General features: G+C 47.1%; 10 protein-coding genes and 1 tRNA gene (1 of these 11 cut by a window edge). 9 read left to right on the forward strand and 2 right to left on the reverse strand.

Going from position 1 to position 25,658, the window contains the following annotated elements; genetic code table 11:
* The 9 genes from NH462_RS12005 to NH462_RS12045 all read left to right on the forward strand — a co-directional run.
* Window positions 1-4,671: the end of a non-ribosomal peptide synthetase gene (locus NH462_RS12005; protein ID WP_253105799.1), read on the forward strand. The gene continues 5,157 nt to the left of window position 1, outside the view; the window shows 4,671 of its 9,828 coding nt (coding positions 5,158-9,828); its start codon lies off the left edge, out of view; it ends in the stop codon at window positions 4,669-4,671.
* Window positions 4,671-16,727 (forward strand): non-ribosomal peptide synthetase, encoded by a 12,057-nt coding sequence (locus NH462_RS12010; protein ID WP_253105810.1) that lies wholly within the window; start codon window positions 4,671-4,673, stop codon window positions 16,725-16,727. The genes NH462_RS12005 and NH462_RS12010 overlap by 1 nt, the downstream gene beginning before the upstream one ends.
* A 32-nt stretch (window positions 16,728-16,759) precedes the next feature.
* Window positions 16,760-17,728 carry a TauD/TfdA family dioxygenase gene (locus NH462_RS12015; RefSeq protein WP_253105800.1) on the forward strand — a complete coding sequence of 323 codons (969 nt, stop codon included), beginning with the start codon at window positions 16,760-16,762 and terminating at the stop codon, window positions 17,726-17,728.
* Window positions 17,729-17,809: 81 nt separating this feature from the next.
* Window positions 17,810-19,186, forward strand: coding sequence for a serine hydrolase domain-containing protein (locus NH462_RS12020; protein WP_253105801.1), 1,377 nt, complete (start codon window positions 17,810-17,812; stop codon window positions 19,184-19,186).
* Between the two features lie 265 nt (window positions 19,187-19,451).
* On the forward strand, window positions 19,452-20,012 hold the full coding sequence (locus NH462_RS12025) for a DUF697 domain-containing protein (protein WP_010368778.1): 561 nt from the start codon (window positions 19,452-19,454) through the stop codon (window positions 20,010-20,012).
* 80 nt (window positions 20,013-20,092) lie between these two features.
* Window positions 20,093-20,269: a hypothetical protein gene (locus NH462_RS12030; protein ID WP_017217212.1), complete on the forward strand. Its 177-nt coding sequence runs from the start codon at window positions 20,093-20,095 to the stop codon at window positions 20,267-20,269.
* A 155-nt stretch (window positions 20,270-20,424) separates the two neighbouring features.
* Window positions 20,425-22,086 carry a cyclic peptide export ABC transporter gene (locus tag NH462_RS12035; RefSeq protein WP_253105802.1) on the forward strand — a complete coding sequence of 554 codons (1,662 nt, stop codon included), beginning with the start codon at window positions 20,425-20,427 and terminating at the stop codon, window positions 22,084-22,086.
* Window positions 22,083-23,162, forward strand: coding sequence for a prohibitin family protein (locus NH462_RS12040; RefSeq protein WP_253105803.1), 1,080 nt, complete (start codon window positions 22,083-22,085; stop codon window positions 23,160-23,162). The genes NH462_RS12035 and NH462_RS12040 overlap by 4 nt, the downstream gene beginning before the upstream one ends.
* A 69-nt stretch (window positions 23,163-23,231) precedes the next feature.
* Window positions 23,232-24,293, forward strand: coding sequence for a DUF6765 family protein (locus NH462_RS12045; RefSeq protein WP_253105804.1), 1,062 nt, complete (start codon window positions 23,232-23,234; stop codon window positions 24,291-24,293).
* Between the two features lie 43 nt (window positions 24,294-24,336).
* Here NH462_RS12045 and NH462_RS12050 read toward each other — a convergent pair whose 3' ends face one another.
* Together NH462_RS12050 and NH462_RS12055 are read right to left on the reverse strand one after the other, a co-directional pair.
* Window positions 24,337-25,083: a hypothetical protein gene (locus NH462_RS12050; RefSeq protein ID WP_253105805.1), complete on the reverse strand. Its 747-nt coding sequence runs from the start codon at window positions 25,081-25,083 to the stop codon at window positions 24,337-24,339.
* A gap of 415 nt (window positions 25,084-25,498) precedes the next feature.
* Window positions 25,499-25,575, reverse strand: a tRNA-Ile gene (locus NH462_RS12055).
* Between the last annotated feature and the right edge of the window lie 83 nt (window positions 25,576-25,658).

Here is a 25,658-nt window from a genome sequence, read left to right on the forward strand (position 1 = left end):
AACCAAGCCGAGCTTGCCTATGTTATTTATACCTCAGGTTCAACCGGGCAGCCAAAAGGGGTGCCCATTAGGCATGGCAACCTCAATAATTATCTGCGTTTTGCGTCTCAGCGCTACTTGCCACAATCGGGTGGCATAACCAAGGCTGTACTCAGTACACCGCTGGCGTTTGATGCGACGGTGACCGCCTTAGTGCCTATTTTAATGCGAGGCGGTGAGCTTGAGCTGCTCCCTACGGACGCCGAATTGTTGCCTGCGTTACATGAACAGATTTTTGCCGCTACGGAAGCCAAGTTATTCAAGTTAACACCGGCTCACTTACGCGCGGTATTTGCATTAAGTGACGCACAAACTCATAACAATATCGCCCACCGATTTGTGGTTGGCGGTGAAGGGCTAAGCGCAGCTTTGGTTGATAAGCTGATGGATAAGCTCCCTAACGCCCAGTGGATAAACGAATATGGCCCAACAGAGGCAACAGTCGGCTGTAGTATCTATGCTGTAAGCCGTGAGTCGCGCCACCTGTTAGCGGGCCACGAAGAAGTGCCTATCGGTCATACTATCGATAATATGACCCTTGCGGTAGTCGACGAATTTGGTGAACTGGCTTTACCTAACATGCCCGGAGAGCTTTGGTTGGCGGGAGATGGGGTGTGTGAAGGCTATATTAATCTCGCGAGTGTGACGCAAACACGCTTTGTTGAGCAAGCAGTGCCTGCGTCTGGTACTTCAAGCATGCGTTGGTATCGCAGTGGCGACAAGGCAAAGTGGCAGGCGAATGCGCGCGGTGAGGCTGACTACCTTTGTTATTTAGGGCGGTTAGACGAGCAAGTAAAACTGCGAGGCTACCGTATTTCTCTTGTGGCAATCGCCCATCAAATCGACGCGTTGGCGCAAGTAAAAAGCTGCGCTGTGAGTGTTGATGAAGCACAAGAAAGCCTAGTGGCTCATGTGGTTTTAAATGGTGAGGCTAAGCTCACACACGTGCAGTTGCGCCAAGCTTTATCGCAGTCGTTGCCCAGTTATATGTTACCTGCCGCGCTGGATATCGTTGCTGATCTTCCACTGACTGCAAACGGAAAAGTAGACAAGCAAGCATTACAGCTTGCCTATCAGGCTCAGGCGAAAAGCCAAGAGGTCGCTGAGGTAATTGATGGATCTAAGCTCACGGACATACAGCGTTATTTACTTGAGTTATATCGTGAGCTACTGCCGAGCCAAGTACAGAGTATTAACGATAGTTTCTTTGACTTAGGCGGGCATTCTCTGCTTGCCATAAAAGTGATAAGCCGAGTGCGCAGTGAGCAGCGGCGAGATATCACCTTACCACAACTCTTTGATGCGCCAAGTATTGTAGCGTTTGCTGAAGTAATAACCGCAAGTTCGATGATTGCGCACAGCCATACCATTGAGCCAGTATCAAGAGCCCAAGCGTTACCTCTGTCTTTTGCTCAGCAGCGTTTGTGGTTAATTGACCAGTTACATGAGCAGAGTCTGCAATACCATATGCCAGCGAGCTATTGGTGTGAGGGAGCCTTAGATATTGATGCTTTAACACAAGCGTTAAGCGCGATTGTTGCACGTCATGAAGTACTCCGTACGGTCATCGTTCCTGCAAATGGTGAGCACGGTGCAGTGCAACAGGTTCGTGATCAAGTAGCCTGTCCTGTGGAATTAGTAGATTTGTCTGGGCTGAATAACGCAGAGCAACAGCTGCGTTGGCAAACATTGCAGCAACAATCACTCAGCAAACCTTTTGATTTATGCCAAGACACTATGCTGCGCGTTATCTGTGTACAGTTTAGTCACAACCAATTTGGACTCTTGTTTAACATGCACCACATTGCCAGCGATGGTTGGTCGATGGCGCTGCTGGCCAAAGAGTTCGTGGCGTTTTATCGGCACTTTAGTGAAGCGCCAGCGTACCCTTTGCCAGAGCAATACGCTAAACCGTTAGCGCTGCAGTATGCAGACTTTGCCTACTGGCAGCAGCAACAGCAAGATAGCTATCAGGCGGATCTTGCCTATTGGCAAACTCAGTTGCAGCAGTGTCCTGTTGTTCATGAATTACCGCTGGACTTTGAGCGACCACAAGTTCAGTCCCTGGATGGTGAGTGTATTCGTCATACTCTTACGACGTCGCAAGTTGAGGCGATAAAAGCGCATTGCCAAGCACAAGGGGTGACCTTGTATATGTGGTTGCAAAGTGCCTTTTCGCTGTTGATGCTTCGTCTTAGTCAAACGCAGGATATTGTTATTGGCTCGCCCATTGCCGGACGTGAGGTGAAAGAGTTAGAGGGGTTACTGGGCTGCTTTGTGAATACCTTGGCTATTCGCGCTCACAAAGTGGGGGCGCCGTCATTTAACGACTGGCTAAGTGAGCAAAAGCAGGTGATCTTGGCGGCGTTTGCCCATCAGAGCTTACCCTTTGAGCAACTTGTTGATGCCATTAATCCTCCGCGTAGCCTAGCGCATTCGCCCGTGTTACAAATACTCTTTGCATTACAAAATAACGAACAAAGTGACTTCAAGCTACCTCACCTTAAAATTGAGCAACAGCTTGATCTAAAGCCTGCAATGAAGTTCGACTTAGAAGTGAATGCACAAGAATCGGGCAGTGAGATAGCAGTGCAGTGGAATTATGCCAAAGCCTTGTTTAAACACACTAGCGTACAGGCGATGGTTGATGCTTTTGTGACCTTAATTGATGCTGCGCTCACAAGCCCTGAGCAAAGCGTGAATACCTTACCATTAGTTGAGAGTAAAGCACTCAGCGAGCTAGGGCTCGCCACGCAAGCACAGCCTCAATCTCCTTGGTTTATCAGCGATAAAATACAACATTTTGCTCAGCACCACGCGAACCATAATGCAGTGCGAGATATGGCTGGAAAACGGTTAAGTTTTGGCGAGTTGGAGTCCCAAAGTAATCAACTAGCGCGTTACTTGATTGAGCAAGGTGTTACAGCAAGGTCACAGATTGCAATAAGCTTAGCGCCAAGCTGTGAGCAAGTTGTGGCACTTTTGGCAGTCTTAAAGGTCGGGGCCGTGTATGTGCCGCTTGACCCCAATGCACCGAGTCAGCGTCAGCAATATATAGTGCGTGACAGTAAAGCGGCTTGCCTTATCACCACCTCAGCACTACTTCCAAACAGCGCAGATCTCAGCTGCCGTGTGATGCTAATAGACACAGAGCAGGGTTGGCTGAACATGCCTGTAGAAGCGCTTGCGCCGTTAAGTGATATTGATGCGCCGGCTTATATAATTTATACCTCAGGCACCACAGGGCAACCCAAAGGCGTGGTGGTCAGCCATCGTAATTTGCACCTTTATCTTGAGCACGTTAGCCACAGTTATCTCCAAGGCGATATACAAGAGAGTGTTGTCAGCACGCCTTTAGCGTTTGATGCGACTGTAACGAGCTTATGGGGCGCGCTGGTTAATGGTCTTGGTGTAGTACTGCTAAGCGATGGTGAGCAGTTAATCACAGAGCTTAGTGCGTGTTTAGCGCGCGAAGAGTCATTGCTGTTTAAGCTGACTCCAGCCCACTTGCAAGGCGTGCTGGCACGATTACAACCGAGCAATGCTGTGCACCACATTGTGGTGGGGGGAGAAGCTCTATCTAGCAGCGTGGTTGCTCAAGTTGGGGCACTGTTGCCACAGGCTTATTTTTATAACGAATATGGCCCAACAGAAGCAACAGTCGGTTGTTGTGTGTATCGCTGTAACGGCCAAGATGCAGTGTCGCTTGCACAACAATCGCAGCGCTTTGTGCCAATCGGTAGCGCCATTCAAGGCACTCATTTGGTGGTGCTGGATCAGCATCAACAGCCTGTGCCTATGGGCATGCCCGGTGAGCTATACATCGCAGGCGATAATGTGGCTCAGGCGTATTTTGGGTTGCCAGAGCTCAGCGCCAGTAGATTTGTGTCATTGTCTTTGAGCAATAACTTGCAGCGTTATTATCAGACGGGCGACCAAGTGCGTTGGCTGCTAGATGAAGAGGGCTGCCCTTGCGTGCTGCAATTTATTGGTCGTCGAGACAACCAAGTTAAGCTGCGTGGTTATCGCATCGAGCTTGAAGAGATCGCGGCGCAACTTGAGCAACTAGATGCAGTGCAACAAGCACATGTGTTACTTAACGAAAGTAAAGATAACTTACAGGCCTGTGTGGTGCTAACTACGCCATCCCAAAGAGATACCATCTGTGAGCTTGAACAGGCGCTACACACTCAGATTTTAACCTCGTTAGCAGAGGTCCTACCAAGTTATATGTTGCCTTATAAGCTGTATGCACTGGCTGCTATGCCGCTCACTAATAATGGCAAAGTAGACTCGGGCGCGCTTGCACAACTGGTGCAATCGCAACAGGCGCAAGCGCTTACGGCACCTTTAGCTCCTATGACTGAACTACAAATGCTGCTGGCAGAAATTTTTTCTCAAGTGCTCAACACTCAAGTTCGAGATATTAACAGTAACTTCTTTGAGTTAGGGGGGCACTCTTTATCAGCAAGCCAAGCGGTTGCCTTAATTGAACAGGCGCTTGAGGTGCCTATCACCTTAAAAGTATTGTTCGAGCGGCCAAGTGTAAGCACACTTGCAACTTGGTGTGAGATCCACCGTGCAGCCAAAGCGGCAGACGAAAGCGGCCAGTCTGAGGAGATGTTTTTGTGATGAATGAACAGCAAAGACAGATAGAGGCGTTGATTGCAGAAGCATTGGCAGCTGGCGTGACCTTGTATGAAAAAAACGGTGGCCTGGCATTTAAGCAAACCGCTGGATTTCCTCCACAGCTAAAACAGCAAGTGGTTGAATATAAATCAGAGATCATTGCCTATTTCCAACAGCAAAGCCGTGATGTGGCGAACTCATCGCCGAAAATAGTCGCGCAGCCAAGCGCGGGGAAAATCTTACCGCTGAGCTTTGCGCAGGAAGGACTGTGGTTTATTGAGCAACTGCAAGGTAGCAAGCAGTATTATATGCCCGCCGAGTTTTTGTTACGCGGCAAGCTTAATATTCAAGCAATGCACAGCGCCGTACAAAATGTGGTGCAGCGCCACGAAATACTGCGCGCTAGGTTTGTAAAAAATGAACAAGATGGCCAACCCCGGCTGCAAATAACGGATGACGTGAGTGCGCCGTTTGAGTGGCTTGATGCCAGTGTAGTACCTGAGGAAACAAGGCAAGCCTACATTGCTTCGCGCATCGCAGCACATCAAAACAAGCCTTTTGACTTGGCTCATGATTGTTTACTTCGCGTGCTGGTGGTGAGTGATGACGATGAGCATCACCTTGCTTTTAATATGCACCATATTGTCTCTGACGGGGCGTCAATGGCGCTACTCGCACAAGAGATAGAGGCTGGTTATTGCAAACACATAGGTGCACCTTATACACCGCTTGCAACTATGCAGGTGCAATATGGCGATTTTAGCCAGTGGCAGCGAGCACAGCTAACGCCAGATCGCATCGAGGCACCACTGGCGCAACTAAAACAGCAATTTAGCGAATTAGCACCGTTGCAGTCATTGCCTTGTGATTTTGTCCGTCCAGCGGTGCAATCGTTAACGGGGAAAGTATATCGCCAAGCGCTCGATGCGTCGTTATTTACGGCGTTTTCGACACAGGCTAAGTCGCTTCAGCTGACACCCTTTATGTGGCTACTCAATACCTTTATGTTGTTTATCGCAAGGCTTACGCAATCGCAGCAGGTGGTTGTAGGCACGCCAGAGCTTGGCCGTCATCATCCTGAATTAACACCGTTAATTGGCTTGTTTGTTAATACCTTAGTGATGCAAGCAAAGCTTGAAAGTGATATGCCATTTAGTCAATGGTTGCAGCAACAAAAAGACCTCAACTTAGCAGCGTTTGAATACAGCGATATTCCTTTTGATAAAGTGGTTGAAGCGATTGGCGCTCCAAGAGATTTAAGTCACCATCCGCTAGTGCAAATATTATTTACACTGGAAACCCGTGATGAGCGTGCTTTTACGCTTCCGGGATTATCGGTTCAAGAAGTGCAAAAACAACAGGCGGATAGCATAGCGGTAAAATGCGACTTAGAACTCAATGCCGTAGTTGATGAGCAGGCGCTTTATTTACATTGGAAGTTTGATAGCCATCTTTACACAGAAGAGACCATCAAACATTGGGCAGATTGCTTTCACACGCTGCTTCAAGCTTGTGTTACAGCCCCTCATACCGCCGTTGGTGAACTTGCGTTACTGAACCAAAAACAGCAGCAAGCTTTAATAACGGACGCTCAATGCCAAGCGGCAACTTGGCCTAAGCAAGACACCATCACCAGCTTATTCACGCGCTACGCCGAGCGCTTTGCCACACGCACTGCCGTGCAAGATAGCACGACTGTGCTGAGTTATCGTGACCTTAACGAGCGAGTCGATGCGCTGGCTATAATGCTGTTACAACAAGGCGTCACGCCGCGAACCATGTTGGTGGTGAGTATATCGCGCAGCGTTGAGATGATAGTGACCTTGCTGGCAGTGCTTAGAGTTGGTGCTGCCTACGTGCCAGTAGATCCCGATTACCCTCAAGAACGCATTGAGTATATTTTGGGAGACGTGCAAAGCCCATGGCTGCTTTGTGACAACGCTACGCAGGCACAGTTTAGTCAGCTTTCATACCAGCTAATTAATGTGTCACAGGCAGAGCCTCAGGCCAGCCGCGAAGCCCTCAAGCAGCTTGATGCTATTCAGGTTGAGCCGCAAGATTTGGCGTATATGATCTATACCTCGGGCACCACAGGGCGACCAAAAGGCGTACAAATTGAGCATCGTCATGTGGTGCGGTTACTTCATGTTGAGCCTAACTTGTTCGATTTTAATGAGCAAGATGTTTGGACCTTGTTTCATTCCTTCTGCTTTGATTTCTCTGTGTGGGAAATGTATGGCGCGTTGCTCTTTGGTGGTCGTCTTGTGGTTGTGGATAAAGCGACTACGCAAGACACCCAAGCTTTTGCTCAGTTGTTGGTTGATGCTCAGGTTACGGTCTTAAATCAAACACCAAGTGCGTTTTACGCGCTACAAGCCACGCTACTCAATGACAGTCAGTTGGCGAGCCAATGTGCAGTGCGGTACGTGATTTTTGGTGGTGAAGCGTTGCAGCCAAGTAAGCTACAGCCTTGGGCACAGCACTTACCAAATTGTCAGTTAATCAATATGTATGGCATTACCGAAACCACGGTACATGTTACCTTTAAAGCGCTGGAGCCTGCGGATCTGACGCTTGGCACCAGTAATATAGGTCGTGCGATTCCGACCACCAGCTGCTATGTACTTGATGACAAGCAAAGGCTCTTGCCACAAGGTGCCGTGGGCGAGTTGTACGTAGGGGGCGAGGGGGTTTGTCGGGGATATTGGCAACGTGATGAATTAAACGCAACCCGCTTTATTCAAAACCCCTTTAATGAAGGGTCTGAGCAGCGGCTATATCGCTCGGGGGATCTCGTGCGGCTAATGGCCAGCGGTGAGCTGAGCTATGTTGGTCGAATTGACGACCAAGTAAAGGTTCGAGGTTATCGCATTGAATTAGGCGAAATTGAAAACCAGTTGCGCCAGCATCCCGAAGTGGCTGAGGTCACTGTGCTGTTAAATCGGCAAGACCCAGAAAATGTCTGGATCTGCGCCTTTGTGATGTTACACAAACAAGTCGAGTTCGACGACATCACGTTGGTCATGCAGCAGTTTTTAAAACAAAATTTACCCGACCATATGTTGCCTGCCAAAGTGCAAGCGGTTTCAGCCATGCCACTGACCAGCAATGGTAAAGTAGATAAAAAAGCACTACTGCAGCAACTTGATACAAGCCTTAACGAAAACACTTATGAAGCACCGATTGGCGAGCTTGAAACCCAACTTGCAAGCTATTTTGCCGAGATACTGCAGCGCGAGTTGGTTGGTCGCTATGACGACTTTTTTAGACTCGGCGGACACTCGCTACTTGCTGCAAAACTGGCAAACCATATTCGCAAGACGCTGCACATTGAGTTACCGCTGCAAGCGATTTTTACGCACCCTACAGTACAAGGTTTAGCGGCTGCACTTGAAAAGCAAGACGCGCAGCTAAGTGCTATTGCTGTGGTGGATAAAACCAATGGCGTAGTGTTGTCTTTTGCTCAGCAGCGTTTATGGACACTAGATCAAATGCAGCAGGGCAGCCAGCAATATCAAATTCAAGCGTTATTGGCGTTTTCAGGGGAGTTTGATCTGAGCGCATTCGAGCAAAGTTGGCAAAAGGTGCTGTCACGGCATCAGGTGTTGCACTCGGCTATCACCAACACGAATGATGGGCCTAAACAGTACCTTGTGGCTTTGCCTGAGCATTTTGTTACGCTCATTGATGTCTCCACACAATCGCCGCTTTGGCAAAACTTGGTTTGGCAGCGCGCGGTACGGGACGACCAAGCACAGGGTTTTGATCTTAGTAAAGATCTAATGATCCGCGCAACTCTAGTTCGATTTTCATCAGGTTATCATCGCCTTATCGTCAATATGCACCATATTGCTAGTGATGCTCGCTCTATTGAAGTATTAATGCGAGAGCTTACGCAGTTTTATGCCCATTACACCCAAGGCTGTGAACTTGCCCATGACTTAATTGCGCCACCTGAGGTGCAATACGCGGATTATGCCCATTGGCATCGATCACTGTGCCAAGGCGCGCAGCAAAGTGCAGATATGGCATTTTGGTCAGCGCACCTTGACGATGCGCCGCCACTGCACCAATTACCGCTCGATACGCCGCGTGGGCAAGCGGTGAATAATAGCGCGCAAGCATTTAATGAGCAGCTAAGCGCAGAGACTTGGCAACGGCTACAACAGCATTGTCAGCGCTTGGCAATAACCCCGTTTATTTGGTTGCATAGCGCGTATGCGGTGGTGCTCGCTAAGTTTAGCCAAGTGGATGATATTGTGGTTGGTGCGCCATTTTCAGGGCGGCATCACCCGCAAGTGGAGCAGTTGATTGGCTTTTTCGTCAATGCCTTGCCTATTCGCGTGAAGGTCGATTGGCAGCAGAGTTTCAGTCAGCTACTCGATATACAAAGAGAGCAGATTGAGCAAGTACATCAACATCAATCACTTCCCTTTGAGCAGCTCATTGACCATCTTGGTGTTAGCCGTGAGCTGAGTCACCAAAGTGTTTTCCAGTTGAGTTTTGCGTTTAATCCGGAGCCACAGCACACACCGGAGTTTGTAGGCCTTAGCACGGAAGTTTTAGCGTCGGAAAACGCGCGTGCCAAGTTTGACCTAGAGCTCAGCGCAACAATAAATGGGCAAGAGTTAAGGTTGCACTGGCTATACAACAGTGGATTATTTGAAAAAGAAACTGTGGCTAGCATTGCAGAGTGTTTTAATGTTGTGATCGCGCAGTTACTCGCGCAACCTGAGTGCCCGCTTGCGGATATAAAACTTTGCAAGGATCAGCCGCTAGAGAATCATGCGATTTCAGGCAACTCAGCGCCGGAACACTTTGAGCAGTCAGTGCTTGAGCAAATTGAGCGACATATGGCAGAGCCTGCACAAGCCGGGAGAGTTGCGGTAATTGACACAAACTCAAATCAAACCTTGAGTTATGGTGAGCTTACTGAAAGAGCCAAGGCATTGGCGGCGCTGTTATTGAACGAAGGGCTGCAACCAGAGCAGCCTGTGCTTGTTGCGATGACGGGTAGCGCAGATCTCATTGTGGCGATGTTGGCTGTGTTAAAAGTGGGTGGATGTTATGTACCTGTGGACCCTCATTACCCTCAAGCGCGAGTCAATTACATCGCTAAAGACAGCGGCGCAGCGCTGGTTTTAACCAAGTGTGAGTTTGCCGCTCGCTTTGAGGCAGCAGAGTTAGATGATAACCACATTGAGGCTGAATATCGCTCCCCACATGTCATTTGTGTTGATGACGCCAACGTGCAAGCGCGCCTTGCGGCAATACCACTACCTCAGCAGTTTCCAAAAGTTAAAGCGGAGCAGCTGGCCTATGTGATTTATACCTCAGGCACAACAGGTAATCCTAAAGGCGTGATGATAGCCCACCAAGGGCTGGCGAATTTATGTGGTTGGCACCGACGCGCCTTTGCGGTGGATAATCATAGCGTAGCGAGTCAAACCGCCAACCCCGCCTTTGATGCGGCAACCTGGGAGATTTGGCCTTATCTATGTGCTGGCGCGAGCTTAGTGTGTGTGCCAAAAACCGTGCTGCAGTCACCGGCCGAATTAACTGCCTGCTTCAATACGCACCAAGTCACGCATAGTTTTATTGCAACGCCAATCGCTCAAGTGCTGCTCACTGAGCCTTTGTTTAATCCACAAAGCTTGCGCTATTTGCTGGTTGGCGGCGATAAACTCGGTGCGCTGCAAGCAAAAGAGTACGGATTTACCCTAGTCAATAACTATGGACCTACCGAAGCTTCGGTGGTCGCGACTTCTGGTGTGGTTGAGTTTGACAAACAGGTGCCAGATATCGGCTTGCCCGTCGACAATAGTCAGCTATTTATTTTAGACCCACAACTGCGCGCTGTGCCACCGGGGATGATCGGTGAGTTATACGTAACAGGGGCAGGACTTGCCAGAGGATATTTGCATCAACCACAGCTTAGCGCTGAGCGTTTTATTGAGCTACAAGTCTCTCCATCGCAAGCGGTGCGTGCCTATAAAACCGGAGATTTGGTTCGCCTGCTGAGCAACGGCCGAATCGCCTATATGGGTCGTAACGATGGACAAGTAAAGCTGCGAGGTTATCGTATTGAGCTGGCCGAAATTGAACAGCAAATTGGGCTACTATCAAGCGTACAAGAATGTGCAGTTCAGATAACCACAAGCGCGTCAAGGCAGCCACAGTTACAGGCATTTGTGGTGGCAAACACTGAGCCTCAAGTGCTTCAAGCCCAGCTAAAGGAGAGACTGCCAAGTTATATGGTACCAGAGCATTTTGTTATGCTCGCAAGACTGCCTTTGACACCGCATGGCAAAGTTGACCATCGTGCCTTGGCAACGCTTAGTAAAACTCAACAGACTACCACAGTAACCGAGCAGAGCGCGGTCACATCACAGGCTAACAGCATCGTAGCCCAGTTACTGGCGATTTATCGGCAGGTATTAAATACGCCATCCATGACCGCTGAAGACGACTATTTTGCTTTAGGCGGCGACTCTATTTTGAGTATTCAAATCGCCAGTAAAGCCAAAGCACTCAAGTTACCTGTTAGCGCTACCGACGTGTTTACCTACCCCTGTGTTTCGGCACTTGCAGCAAGACTTGCCCAGCAAGATATTCTGGTGCCAATAGGCAAAGAAAGGCAGCCACTGGTTGGTAAACTCGATAAATTACCAATTCAGCATTGGTTTTTTGCTCAACAATTTGCCAACCCCAGTCATTGGGATCAGAGCGTGCTGGTGAGTGTAGATAAATCCGTTACACCAGCGCAGCTCATGCAAGTGATAGGGTACTTGATAGCCCAGCACGATGCGCTACGTTTGGTGGTTGCGGATGAAAATACCCTATTTATACGTGATGGCATTGATACTCAAAAGGTAGTTACGGCGCATACGCTTGAGCGTGACGTATGGCAAGCAGAGCTGAGCGAGTTCAGTGAGCAAGTGCAGCAAGGCTTTGCGTTTACTGGCACGCCACTGTTTAAAGCAGTGCTATTTGAGACACCTGATAGTGAGGCCAATAATCGCTTGTTGTTTAGCACACATCACTTGCTAGTAGATGGCGTCTCTTGGCGTGTGTTACTTGAAGATGTGAGCCAGCTACTACAGCAGAAAATAAACAATGTGCCGTTGGAGCTTCCTGCCGCAAGCGCGAATTTGGCTGAACTTGCCGATTTTTATCGTGAACTTGCAACCGATGAGCGTGGTTTGCGCAAATGGCAGAAGGTGGCTGCACTGGCTGAAACCTCACACTTATTGAGTCTTAAGGATACAAGCGCGACCCCAACCATAGCCAAAGTTCGCCACACACTGTCAGCAATGCACACCCGTGCGCTACTGGGAGCCGCCAACACCAGTTATGGTACAACGGCGCAAGCATTGCTGCTCAGTGCGCTTGCCTGGTGTGCGCAAAAGCGTGGTGCAGGCAGTGAAGTGATCATGCTAGAAGGGCATGGTCGCGAGTTACTGACGGAGGCACTGGACAGTAGCCGAACCATTGGCTGGTTAACGGCGCTTTATCCAATGCAGTTATTTAGTAATGGCAGCCGCTTGCATGATGTGATTTGTAGTATCAAGGCAGAGCTTGAAAGGAGCGCTAAAGTTGCCAGTAGTTATGGTGCTGCACGGTATTTACACCCAGAGCCAAACGTTCGCTCATCGCTTGAGATTGATACCCGAGGCTTACTGTTTTTCAACTATTTAGGCCAGCTAGATACAGTCATTGAGCAACAAGGTTTGCTGGGAGATGCTCGTGAGTCGACAGGCACTTTGGTTGCAGAGTCAAATCTCAGTTACTTTGGAGCGCAGCTAACAGCGGCTGTTGTCGATGGTCAATTGGCGTTAACGCTGGAGTTTGACAGCCTGCGCTTATCATCTGAAGAAGCAGAGCGACTAAGTAAAGAGATACTCGAAAGTCTAATTCAGGTCATCGAGCATTGCCAATCCCAGCCTCAACGTCATTACACAGTCAGTGACTTTGCACTTCTCAGCGGCATTTCTGAACGGCAGTTACAGCGCATACTTGGGCAATTTGACGAGGAAGTTGAGGATATTTACCCTCTAACTGGTTTGCAGCAAGGCATGTGGTTCCACAGTCAAACGGCACGTGAGACGCACACTCAAAGCACGCTACCTTACGTCGAGCAAACCAGCTTATTGCTACAAGGTTGTGTGGATATTGAGGCGTTGAGTTATGCTTGGCAGCAATTGATTACACAGCACAGCATATTACGCACGGCCTTTATAGATGTTGCTGGCGAACCGCTGCAAGTGGTCTGTAAACATGCCGATGTACCACTGACGCTGCTGCACAGCGATGCTGTTGCAGAAGAACAATCGCACATGGTGAAATCACAGGCTGCGGTGGAGCTTGCCGAGCCGCTTAGGCTCTCACAAGCGCCTTGTATGCGGTTGTGTTTAATCGTTTTTGAAGATGGCAATGTCGGGGTGGTGTGGACCTATCATCATCTTATTATGGATGGATGGTCGCTGCCGGTGTTATTTGCTGAATTATTGGCATTTTATCAAGCCCGTTGCCAAGGTGATTTACGCCCCATTGTGGTAGATAATTTCCGCGATCATATCGAATATTTGCATATGCATGTTGACCGCGACGAAGCGTTTTGGCGGGAGTATTTGGGTGGAGTTACCGCGCCCACATTACTCAGCGAAAAGGTACTACATACTGAAAATAAAGTGACTGGTGTTAAAGAACTTAGTGTGACTTTACCGCAATCGCTGCAAGATGCCGTGACTCGCTTTACGAGCGAGCAAGGACTTACCATCAATCAGTTTATCCAAGGGCTCTGGGCTTATTGGTTGGCAAGTTGCTGCAATGAACCGTATGCCTTATTTGGTCAAACCATCGCGGGTAGACCTACAGCGCTTAGTAGAATGGCGCAGCGCGTTGGCTTGTATATCAATACTCAAGCGGTCCATGTAACGATAGATCAAAATGCGCGTGTGAAAGATTACCTGCAAGCGGTGAAGTCGCAGCTTACGGCATTGGCGCAGCACCCGCACACACCACTGACACAAGTTCATCAATGGTCGGGTATTGAAAATGACAGTCCATTGTTTGATTGCTTGTATGTTTTTGAAAATTATCCGCAAGATCCGTTACAAAATAGCGCTGCGCTACCTTTTATCGCAACAACCTTAAGTGAAGTTGACGAAACGCACTATCCATTGACCTTTGTGGTAGGCGTAGGGGCGGGTTTATCGCTCACGCTGAGCTATCAGCAGCAATGCTTTGATGAAGTGTTTATCGAGCAAAGCCTTGCGGCGATGCAGCAGCTGATGTTAGCTGCGACACAACAGCCAGAGCAAACACTCGGAAAATTGTCTTGGCAGCCTCAACACGCGCCGTACAGCAAGGCATTGCCTTTGCCTACTTTTGCACTGACGCAAGCGGCGAAATATCAAACGCCAAATTTACCTATTCAGCAATTGTTTGCTCAAGTTGCTGCTGAATTTCCTGAGCATATTGCTATTCGTGAATATAGTACCGCCTCTGGGGAGGCACGCTGTTATCGCTATTCACAGCTGGATAAAGACGCCAATCAGCTCGCCTATTACCTTGCTTCACGACTAGAGCCGAGTACATCCCCCGTTATTATTGGTCTGTGTCTAGAGGCGAATTACCAGCTTATTGTGGCTATGCTTGCGGTTCTCAAATTGGGCGCAGCTTATCTACCAATTGCACCAACACTACCCGAGTCTCGACGTCGTTTGCTGCTGCAAAATGCCAATGCAGCCATGCTGGTTACTAAAACAGAATATTGGCAGGGTAGCTCGGAGCAAGTGGTGCCTCAAGTCGATTTAGATAGTATTCAGGGCACTTTGGGCGAGCAGCCTAGTCGTTGCTTTACTGCGCCATGCCAGATTGACGACCTATGTTATGTAATTTATACCTCGGGCACCACAGGCATGCCAAAAGGGGTGATGGTGGAGCATGCCAGTGTCGTTAATTATGTGCAGGCATTAGCCGCGCAATATGCGATTACGCCAAGCGACAATTACCTGCAATTTGCTAGCATGAGCTTTGATGTGTTTGCCGAAGAAGTTTTTTGTACTTTACTTCATGGCGCAACGCTGGTGATGGCACCGACAGACGACATGTTGGACCCCAACAAGCTGGCGCAATTAAGCCAAGGTGCCGAGCTGACACTGATGAGTTTACCAACGGCGTATTGGCATCAACTTGCTGCGACTTCAGTCACCTTGCCAACCTCGTTACGGATCATCACCATAGGTGGCGAGCAAATGCAGGTAGCCGCGCTCACCGATTGGCAGCAGCGCTATGGTGACCGTATTCGAATTATTAACGCCTATGGCCCGACCGAAGCAACCATTTCTGCAACCCTTAATGATGTCACACACTTCAGCGGTGCACGCGTGCCAATTGGTCAGCCCGTCGCGGGTTTGTCTTTATATTTACTTGATGAGCAGCTCCGAGCGGTAGCCACCGGTGTGGAAGGCGATTTATACATTGCGGGTATTGGCCTTGCCAGAGGCTACCTCAATGACAAAGAAAAGACGCAACAGGCCTTTATTATTGAGCCAAATAGCGGCCAGCGGCTTTATAAAACTGGCGATCGCGCTTGCTGCTTAGCATCAAATGAATTGCTGTATCTAGGCCGTGGTGATGACCAAGTTAAAGTGCGCGGTTACCGCATCGAATTGGGTGAGATTGAACGACAGCTTCAGCTGCTAGACGAGGTTGCTGCTTGTGCTGTGGTGGTGCGCGAAGATAGCAGCAACAACGCGCAATTGGTGGCATTTGTACAGCCAACGCAGCATACGGAAGTGAATGATGCTGCTGTGCGAGCGCAGTTACTCGCAGTACTACCCGCTTACATGGTCCCTGAGTTGTTCCAATCAGTTAGCCAACTTCCGCTTACAACGAACGGCAAGATAGATCGCAAGCAGCTCATTGCACTGGCCGGTTCATACACTCCGCCTCAATCCTTGCGGCAAGAGGATAAGCTGGAAAGGCTCACACCACTACAAACTCAATTAGCGCAGCAGTTTGCCTGTCGTTTGCTGGTGGATGGAGTGTGCCTTGACGATAACTTCTTTAATCTAGGTGGTCATTCGCTATTAGCGATGCGTCTTGTGGGTGATATTAATCAGCACCTACAACTCAATTTGCCACTGTCGGCACTTTTTGAGTATCCGACTGTGCGTGGGCTCAGTCAGTATATTCAAGCATTGAGAGATGGTCTTGGCGAATGCGATGGCGAACCTCAATCGCTTGAAACCTTAGTGTGTTTGCAAGAGGGGGAGCTTGGTTTTACACCTGTGGTGTTGATTGCGGGAGCGGGAGGTTGGCTAATGGCATTTCATGCGTTAGTGAATGGGCTTGATAGCCGTATACCCGTTTATGGCTTGCAGCCAGAGGCGCTAGCCGAGGAACCCGAGACACTAACCTCGATTAGGCGCACCGCAGAGTATTACTTGAGTGTATTAGCAGACGCTGAACTTGGAGAACAAGTGCATTTGGTCGGACATTCTTTTGGTAGCTTTATTGCCTATCAACTTGCCACTTTACTTGAGCAACAAGGTCGAATTGGTTGCTCGGTAACTGTGATTGATACGCCCGTACCGAGCAACTCAACTCTTAGTTTGGATGAAACGCAAATCGCACAAATGATGCTGGATAATCTGATGGCGTTTTTCCGCCTTAGTGTCTCTGGTGCTGAAATCAGTGCTTATCAACAAGGTGATGCAACAGCACGCATTGCCTATCTCAATCGTTGGATACACCAAGCTGGATTTAATTTTAGTGATGCGCATCTACGCCACTTTCAGCAAGTTTTTAGTGCCCAACTGCGAGCAAATGTTGAGATGCAGTCTATGCTTAGCGACACCCCAATCTGCGTTGTAAAAACGCAGCAAACGCAAGAATTTGAAGGCCATCCTGTGAATAAAGACATGGGGTGGAAACCATTTAGTCACTCTCTCTCTTGTTATGAAGTCAAAGGAGATCATTTGTCCTGCCTACAAGCCGAGCAAGTGGGGCAGTTGGTTAACATAATTGAGCGCAACTATGTGTTGCACTAGCAAAAGTACTTACTTTTAAGGATGGGAAAACAATGGATCACGCACTTTCTTTGGAATTGGATCCGACAACAATTGCAGCAGACTCTCGGATACATGACTTATCTGAGGTTAAACAAAGCGGCATGGCATGGGTGAAAAACCACGTTCAAGAGGTGAATAACTGGGTTGAGCGAGATGGTTTTGCATTGCTTCGTGGCTTAAATATTGTGAGCACGAATCAGTTTAGCGCCATACTTGAGACCTTGTTTGGTGAGCGTTTAAGCCAGTATGTTTATCGCTCCTCACCACGTACGGCACTGAACAACAATATTTACACCACCACGGAATATCATGCCGATCAAGTGATCCTGCAGCATAACGAAAATGCTTACTCCAATGTTTGGCCGATGCGAATGGGCTTTTTTTGTGTGATCCCAGCAACCACGGGTGGGTGCACTCCACTTGCCGACAGCCGTGAAGTATATCGTCGTATTCCCAGTGAATTAAGAGACAAGTTTGAGCGTTTAGGTGTGCAGTACGTGCGTAACTACGGTGATATTGACCTACCTTGGCAAGAGGTTTTTCAGACCGAGAGTAAAGCCGAGGTTGAGCAATATTGCCGACAAAATGAAATCGAATTTACTTGGCTTGATGATAAAAGGCTACAAACCAAGCAATGGCGTCCGGCGGTCATGCGCCATCCAAAAAGTGGTGAAAAGGTATGGTTTAATCAAGCTCACTTGTTCCACTGCTCGAGCCTAGATAATCAACTCAGTGCACAAATGCGTGACAGTATCGGCAGTGAATTTTTACCTCGTAACGCCTTTTTTGGTGATGGTAGCGAAATATGTGACCAAGACATCAAGCTCATCAATCAGGTTTATCAAGACCTCAGTTTTGCTTACCCATGGCAAAGAAACGATATTTTGCTGCTGGATAATATGCTGTTTACTCATGGTAGAGAGGCCTACACAGGCACTCGTAAAGTACTAGTTGGCATGGCAAATATCGCGTCAGCATAACTAGTTGGTACTCATTCCGATGAAAGTCGGGCAACAACATTTGTTAGTGGTTACGTGGTTGGCAATGTAAGGAATGAAAAAATGAAATGGCTAATACAACTGCGGCTAAGAATGATGATGCTATTTTGCATCACCTTAGCACTGGCTTCTTGTTTGCAGAAAAAGAGTATCGCAGATAATCACACGATTATGCCTAATCAATTAGAAATGATAGAGGCGGTGGTGAAGGAATATTGCGATGCCAACCTATTCTTTGGCACGGTTTATATCACCTCGGTTGATAAGGTGGTGTACCAGTCCAACTGCGGACCACAGAACATGCAATATGATGTTGATAACAGCGTTAAGTCTAAGTATCGCATTGGCTCCAATACTAAAGCGTTTTCGGCCGCTATTTTAATGAAGATGTTAGATGGTAAGGACTTACGGCAGGAAACCATTGGCGATCATTTGCCTTGGTACCCAGATAATCAATGTGCGGATGTTTCGTTACATCATTTGCTTACTATGTCGTCTGGGATCAATAACTACAGCGATAACGAAGCCGTATACGATAACTACGGTTGGCGGCCTTATTTATATAACGCGAGTCTAGATCTTAACGGACCGGAAGATTTTAGTAACCGCTTTTGCACCTGCGGTGCCGAAGCGGGGCAAAGTGGTACACCGTCATTTACGCCCGGCAGTAAGTATGAATACAGCAACTGTAACTACTATCTTATCGGTAATATCATCGAGCAGTTAGCGGCTGGTAAACAAGGCAATATCGGTCGTGAGTATTGGTTTGCCAATATTGTTCAAGAGCAAATTCTAAACCCGCTTAACATGACTGACAGCGGCTCTTACAGTGCGATTGGTGTCTATGCAAATATGACAACAGGTTATATCTATAATCAAAACCAATACTTATCGCTTGCTAATGGCCGTCCGCCAGCCACTGGAGGCCCCGCACCTTACGAAGACATTTTAGTGAATCCATATAGCAACCCTTTGGTGCTGTATTCCGCTGGAGATTTGTATTCCACAGTGGAAGACATGCATAAATGGGATCAAGGTTTGTATGGCACTCAAATCTTAAATGATACCCAGAAACTAGCGGCCTTTGCTCCCTACTCTAACACTGGTAGCAGCGACGAGTGTGAATACTATGGCTATGGCTGGTTTGTCACTTATGTCGACCCAAACCAGTACGGCAAAGTGGCAAATTGCCCCGAAAACCCAGCCGATGCAAATCTCAGAATGTATGAAAAATTTTTACAGTACTCTGGTAGTTACCCCTATTCATGGGTGACCAGTTTCACCCGTTTACTGGAACGAGATCAAAGCATCATGGTGTTTAGCAACTATGTGAAAGAGGGGATTGAGTCAGATTGTATCGCCAAGGAGATCCGCAACATTATCTTCTATAGTGATAAACACCGTACCGAGCAATGCCAGCAAGATTTGAATCAGGCATAACGCGGTAGGGAAAATACCGAGCTTTCGTGCTCGGTTAAACAAATTAATAGAACGCCTGCAGTAGGTGGCAACGTTTCGCTCAGTTGTATTTGTGACACTGTGCAAGTCCTTGGTTGTTCTTAGGTTTACTTCTTCATCATGGATGAAGGCGGTAAAGCTCAGAGTTGAATAAGTGCTGCTTGTTTGATTTTGGGTACTAGGGCAAGTGCCAATATGGTGCTTGATGAGTTCGACAACTGTTTAAATAAATCATAGAGGATGAATTATGGCAGTGACAAAAACAGCGAAGGATGACAAGGCGAGCGACGCTCCAGAACAACAGGAATCACAACTTGTTGCTGATGAAGACAGAGCAGCCGTTGCTCAGCTGATTGTCGACAAATACACAAAATGGTCGTTTGGCTCTGGGTTTATTCCCGTTCCTGCGGTTGATTTGGTGGCGTTGACAGGGATCCAAATGAAGATGATAGGCGAAGTAGCGAAAGTCTATGGTCAATCATATGGTGACAACAAGCTGCGTGGCACAGTAAGCGCATTGATCGGCGGCTCTTTTCCACAAACCTTAGGGGGCGCGGGACTAAGCAGCTTTTTGAAGGCGGTTCCTGTCCTTGGCACGTTAAGCGCAATCGCATTTATGCCAGTTGTGTCTGCGGCATCAACACACGCAGTAGGCGCAACTTTTGTTCGACACTTTGAAAATGGCGGCACGCTGATAGACCTGAATCTAGCAAGTATGAAAGGGGATATCGCAGACATCGCAGCTAAGTATCGTGCAAATAAAGGGAATGCGGACGCAACAGCTACAGCGGATAAAGCCACAGTATAACCGATACTGGCTGACATAAACCGGCAGGCAACTGCTGGTTTATTCTCCGCACCGAATTTATCAACAACTTGGAGAAAATTATGCTTATCGCTTTATATTTAGTGTTATGCATTTTAACTGGTTATTGGGGACGAAACACCTTTGCGGGGCCCGTGGGCTTCTTTTTAATTTCGCTGATGTTTACGCCTATTGTTGGCTTGATCATTTTACTAGTTGGGCAAAAGCGCAAGCCCACAGAGGTGAATGACGAGGAATGAGATTTTACATTGCCGGTAAAACTGGGCGATTTATAAATATAACTTAATGTTTTAATGCAATATTTATTTAAATCCAACAGGCAGTTTTGATTTTTAGGGACTATGCTAAGTAGCATGCGCGGGCGGTAGCCCAATAACAATAAAAGATAATAACAATGGTATTGTACGAATTAATTCGCCGACATATTCAGATAAAGAAAAGGACCTTTATTGCACTGGGGTGCATTTCTGGTTTGGCCAATGCGTTGGTGCTTGCGCTTATCAACAACGTAGCTGCCAATATCTCTGATATTAATAAAGAAAATCATATTCTTTACTACTTAGTGCTATTTACACTGACGATTGCAATATATGGGTTCACTCAGCAAAGATTGATGACTAAAGCCGCGCAAATGGTGGAGCGTGCCATAGACAAATTGAGAGTCGATCTGTTTGAAAGCATTCGTCATACCGAGTTGTCAACACTAGAGAAAATTGGCAAAGAGCGGATCTTTAATACCATTAGCAAAGAGTTACAGACTATATCTCAGTCGGCACAGCTGTTTGTGATCATTGGTCAATCCATTAGTTTGGTGTTTTTCACATCGCTCTATATTGCTTGGCACTCTTTTGTGGCGTTTATGGTTATCTCGACACTGATTTTGGTCGGAGCCAGTATTCACCGTTTACGCGCCAATGAAATCCAGCGCAACATGCGCATTTCTTTTGAAAGCGAAAATCAGCTTATTCAACGCTTATCTGACTTGCTCGATGGCTTTAAAGAAGTAAAGCTCAGTGAGCCAAGAGCTGAAGATTTAGAACATGAATACCGCCGCGATTCGAATCGTGCAAGGCGTGCAAAAACCAAAACCCAAACCTTGTTTGCGACCGACTTTATCCTGTCGCAAATCACCTTTTTCGCAGCGACTGGCGCTATGGTGTTTATCGTCCCTATGCTTTCGGATGTATATACCGATGTGGTCATTAAAGTCACCACCGCATCGCTATTTTTAATCGGCCCTATTACCAGTATTGTTGGTGGGATCCCCGTTTTCACCACCGCAACAGAGGCGGCGCAAAACGTCTTAGCATTGGAGCGCGATTTAAAAAATGTCCAAGATGAGCAAGAGATTAAACGACCTGAACCGAGTGAAAGCCTAACCTCATTTAATGCCATCACCTTAGCGGGAGCGTTTTATCAACATCAGAAAAAATCGAGCGATCGTCCGTTTGCTGTGGGGCCAGTGGATATCACCTTTGAGCAAGGGAAAACCACTTTTATTACCGGTGGTAATGGTAGCGGTAAAACAACGTTTATACGGATGTTGACTGGCCTTTATGAATTACAGAGCGGACAAATCCTTTTGAATGGCAAAGCGGTTACGGAAGATAATCGCCTTGCTTATCGAAGCCTATTCACAGCCGTTTTTGCGGATTTTCATTTGTTCCAGCAGCTCTATGGTATTCGTGATTTGAGTACTGAAGAAATCGACGAATGGTTGGACTTTTTAGAGATGCGTGCCAAAGTGGGTATTCAAAATGGGGCGTTTAGCACCATAGATTTATCATCAGGCCAGCGCAAGCGTTTAGCGCTTTTGAGTACCATTTTAGAAAATCGTCCCATTTACATCTTTGATGAGTGGGCGGCAGATCAAGATCCTATCTTTAGACGAAAATTCTACGAACAAGTGTTACCTCGTTTAAAAGCGCGTGGTAACACCATTATTGCCATCACCCATGACGACGCCTACTTCCATTTGGCCGATGTGCACTTAAAAATGGAGGAAGGTCAGTTGTTAGCACACCACGACAGTGAAAGTAATGGAGTACCATCATGAACATTAATATTTCAGGGGATTTTGCCTTACTCGTCGCTGGCGGCTTAATACTGGCACTGATCCTATCTAATTTGCTCATGCGGGTGTTAAAGCGTTACAAGCCCAAGTGGCATAAGCGTATTTTGTCTTGGCGTTTTCGCGCTGGTGTGACGTTACTTATTCTACTGTTTATTGCCGTTGCATTGGTCAAGATCATTTTTATCAAGGTCGACTCAGGTCAAGTTGGAGTGCTGTGGAAGCGCCTTGGCGGCGGTACGTTCGTAGAACATCCATTTTATGAGGGCACGGTGCTAGTTTATCCTTGGGATACATTGACGATTTATTCGAGTCGATTCCAAACCGCGACCACAGAGATCCATGCCATCACTTCTGAGGGTCTCAGGATCAAAATGGAAATAACAGTGCGGTACCGTCCTGTTGTGGAACATATTCCCTACCTACATAAATTAGTTGGAGAGGATTATTTAGATGAAATTGTGATCCCTGAAGTTGCATCAGCGGTTCGCATGATTGTTTCTGATTATACCGCTGAAGAGGTCTATGCTAATCAGCGATTAAAGATCCAAGATCAACTGTTAAGCACTGTGTTGAGAGAAGTTCAGCTACAAGAAAAGTCGATACTCAAACAAGAAAAAAGCGAAATGCAAGGGCACAATTTGGTGAATCTAGACGATATGCTTATTCGTCAGGTTGATATTCCTGAAGGCGTGCATAGTGCGATTGTTGCGAAGGTAAATCAAATGCACTTATACCAAGAATATAAAATGCGTTTAGATGTTGCTGAAAAAGAGGCTGAGCGAAAGAAAGTGGAGGCTCAGGGGATAGCCGACTTCCAAGAAACAGTGAGTGGCGGGATATCTGAAACATACCTAAGGTGGCGTGGCATAGAAGCAACCATAGAATTGGCGAAATCTAATAACGCAAAAGTGGTGGTAATAGGCAGTGGTAAAGATGGCCTACCATTGATCTTAAATACGGAGGGCAGCACATCCGCTTTGCCTGCCTCGGTTAACCCAAATGCTACGGATCCACAAAGCCAAGAGCCACAAACGCCTAATGCGACTAAATCAAAGTAAGGAATAGTTACATTTTCAGTGTCACGGACTACACTGTGGCGATAAAGGAAAAGAGAAGGACAACGAAAAATGCAAATTGATTTACATCATGGCATGACATGGGTGGTCGCACGCGCGGCGGGATTCACTGACCAAGAGGCTGAAATTATTGCTCACGCGGCACAATACGTTGATGATGCAACAAACTATGGTCACATCAAGTTTGATAACGGTGCTGCTTACGAGCGCATCGCAACTGCCCATAAGATGCTCGATTATAAAAACCTAGACAGCTTAAAGAACATGAAAGTGTGGGTACCTTTTCATTTCCTACCGGGTAATGGCGGTTTACCTGCTGGGCAAAATCCGTCAGGCACCTTTATTCAAAAGCTAGTGTGTAAGCCACATTCCCATGTAGCAAAAGATATGGTCGCTGAGTGTATTGCAGATAAGCATAGGCCTTATGGACTGCACCGTCTTGGTATTACCTCTCATGTCTTTATTGATACTTGGGGGCATCAGGGATTTGCTGGAATACAGCATAAAGTTAATGAAGTGACTGAAATAACGGACTTGAATGGTGAACCAGAAGAGACTTGGCGCGAGCGAATAAGCGAATACTTTTCTGATGTTTTTCAAGATGATATTCCAAGTTTAGGACATGGGCAGGCGCTTTCCCACCCTGATCAGCCTCATCAGCAGTGGAGTTACATCAACGGATTGGGCGAGAAAGTGGTGCGAGATAATCCAAGCGATTTTCTGGTCGCAGCCGATGAGCTCTGTAAAGTCTATCAAGACTATCGAGGCGAGGCTACAAGGGGCTTGAGTGAGTCATTAAAGCAAGAAATAGCGCAGTGCTTTGCTGAATTTGATATGGATGATGGTGAAGAACGTCATCAACTGTGGCTTGACGCCATTGAAGCTAACCGGTTTGGACTTGGAAGTTATACCCTAACTTACATTGCAAAAGGTGAGGGGTCTTGGAAACACCAAGCGCTAGGTACAACCCGTGCTAAAGGTGACGACGATAGCTATTCATTTCGCAGTGAATTCTTAACTTCTAACTGGAAGTATTTTCACGATGCAGCCAAAAAGCATCGCCTCTGTGTCATTGATGATATTTTGCCCAAATACGGAATTTGTGTGAGCTAAGCTTCAGTAAAGTAAGTGCAGCTAGGCTGCACTATTTTTGTGTTTAAAATAGCTCGGAAGAAAGCTCACGGGATTGCGAGTTTTGATTTATATGCCAAGTTTCGACAAGGCGAGTTGTACCACCCGAGTTTTTACAAATTAATTCTGTCACCAGCACTTTATAAAAACCACTGTATTTAGCCTCACCGACAACATTCAAGACATCACTATAAAATCCACCATGATGTCTTTCATTGAAAAATTCTGGGTTACCACTGACATAATTGGCTTTGCGGCACTGGCCTTGGTGCGAGTTGTTATTAATATTAATCAAGCCGGTATATTGAACATCCGCAAAATACCCTGGGCCATTGCTCGGCGTTTGCCAATCAGCCACTGTGATTTCACTGTGCCATACAATGGCGGGAGCCTTGGGTATCTTGTGATATACAATCGCCTCTTCACCTGAGGGCAAGGTGCAGCTGAGTTTAACCGACTTTTCTGTCAGCTTATGCTCCGCAGGTAGTGGGCCAGAAATAAAGGGCGCGTTGAATGTGAGAGGAGCAATCAAATCGCCGGTTTGTGTATTAACCACTTCAAATTGATGGCACTCATCCGCCGCTAAGCCGCCTGTGAGCGCATTAAAGTACTCAGTTGTGCCTGCACGAGCTGAGATAAAATCAACAGGTGCGCCCTGATACTGCGAATGATCTCCCGCACCATCCTGATCATAAAATACCTGAGTAGCCAAAACAGAAGTGGAACTACAAGCCAATGCCATAGCAAGTAGTCGAGTGTTGAATGTAACCATAGTCTTTCCTTTACAGTTGTGTTTGTTTTTTATTCAGTCTCAATATAAGGTAACTGTAACTTCATGCAACTTTTTGATTTTTCTGGTTTTGGCAACTATCTAATTACTGCAACCGCTATCTGGAGTGGTACGTGATGTGGATATAAATACTTAGAGTTTTGCCAGCACTAGATGAATGGAGTTCAAGTGGGTAGAGGTTCGAGTCATCTGACGCTCTAGTTACTAGGTTTCAGTATTTTATTATGTGGATTGATAGTTGTGTCTGTACTTTTTTGGATTGAAGCCGTGAAACTTTAAAGTTTATGGCTAAGGAGTTATGGGGCAAATATTTTTATAGTTTGCAATCAAATAGGCTTTTGAATATTGATTTAAGCAGTACGTTAAAAAAGAGTGCAAAAGACGTAAGGTAAGAAAATGGTGGCCCCACCTGGACTCGAACCAGGGACCTAACGATTATGAGTCGTGCGCTCTAACCAACTGAGCTATAGGGCCATTTGCTATAGTAATTTAAAGGTAAATCACTGAAAGCGCAGGCAGTATAAAAATTTTTAACAGGCTTGTCACTATTAAAACGT

Source organism: Pseudoalteromonas sp. OANN1 (assembly GCF_024124685.1).
Classification (GTDB): domain Bacteria; phylum Pseudomonadota; class Gammaproteobacteria; order Enterobacterales; family Alteromonadaceae; genus Pseudoalteromonas; species Pseudoalteromonas piscicida.

Coding starts and splice junctions, on each gene's coding strand:
- NH462_RS12010 (WP_253105810.1), top strand. CDS start 4,671: ATGAATGAACAGCAAAGACAGATAGAGGCGTTGATTGCAGAAGCATTG.
- NH462_RS12015 (WP_253105800.1), top strand. CDS start 16,760: ATGGATCACGCACTTTCTTTGGAATTGGATCCGACAACAATTGCAGCA.
- NH462_RS12020 (WP_253105801.1), top strand. CDS start 17,810: ATGAAATGGCTAATACAACTGCGGCTAAGAATGATGATGCTATTTTGC.
- NH462_RS12025 (WP_010368778.1), top strand. CDS start 19,452: ATGGCAGTGACAAAAACAGCGAAGGATGACAAGGCGAGCGACGCTCCA.
- NH462_RS12030 (WP_017217212.1), top strand. CDS start 20,093: ATGCTTATCGCTTTATATTTAGTGTTATGCATTTTAACTGGTTATTGG.
- NH462_RS12035 (WP_253105802.1), top strand. CDS start 20,425: ATGGTATTGTACGAATTAATTCGCCGACATATTCAGATAAAGAAAAGG.
- NH462_RS12040 (WP_253105803.1), top strand. CDS start 22,083: ATGAACATTAATATTTCAGGGGATTTTGCCTTACTCGTCGCTGGCGGC.
- NH462_RS12045 (WP_253105804.1), top strand. CDS start 23,232: ATGCAAATTGATTTACATCATGGCATGACATGGGTGGTCGCACGCGCG.
- NH462_RS12050 (WP_253105805.1), bottom strand. CDS start 25,083: ATGGTTACATTCAACACTCGACTACTTGCTATGGCATTGGCTTGTAGT.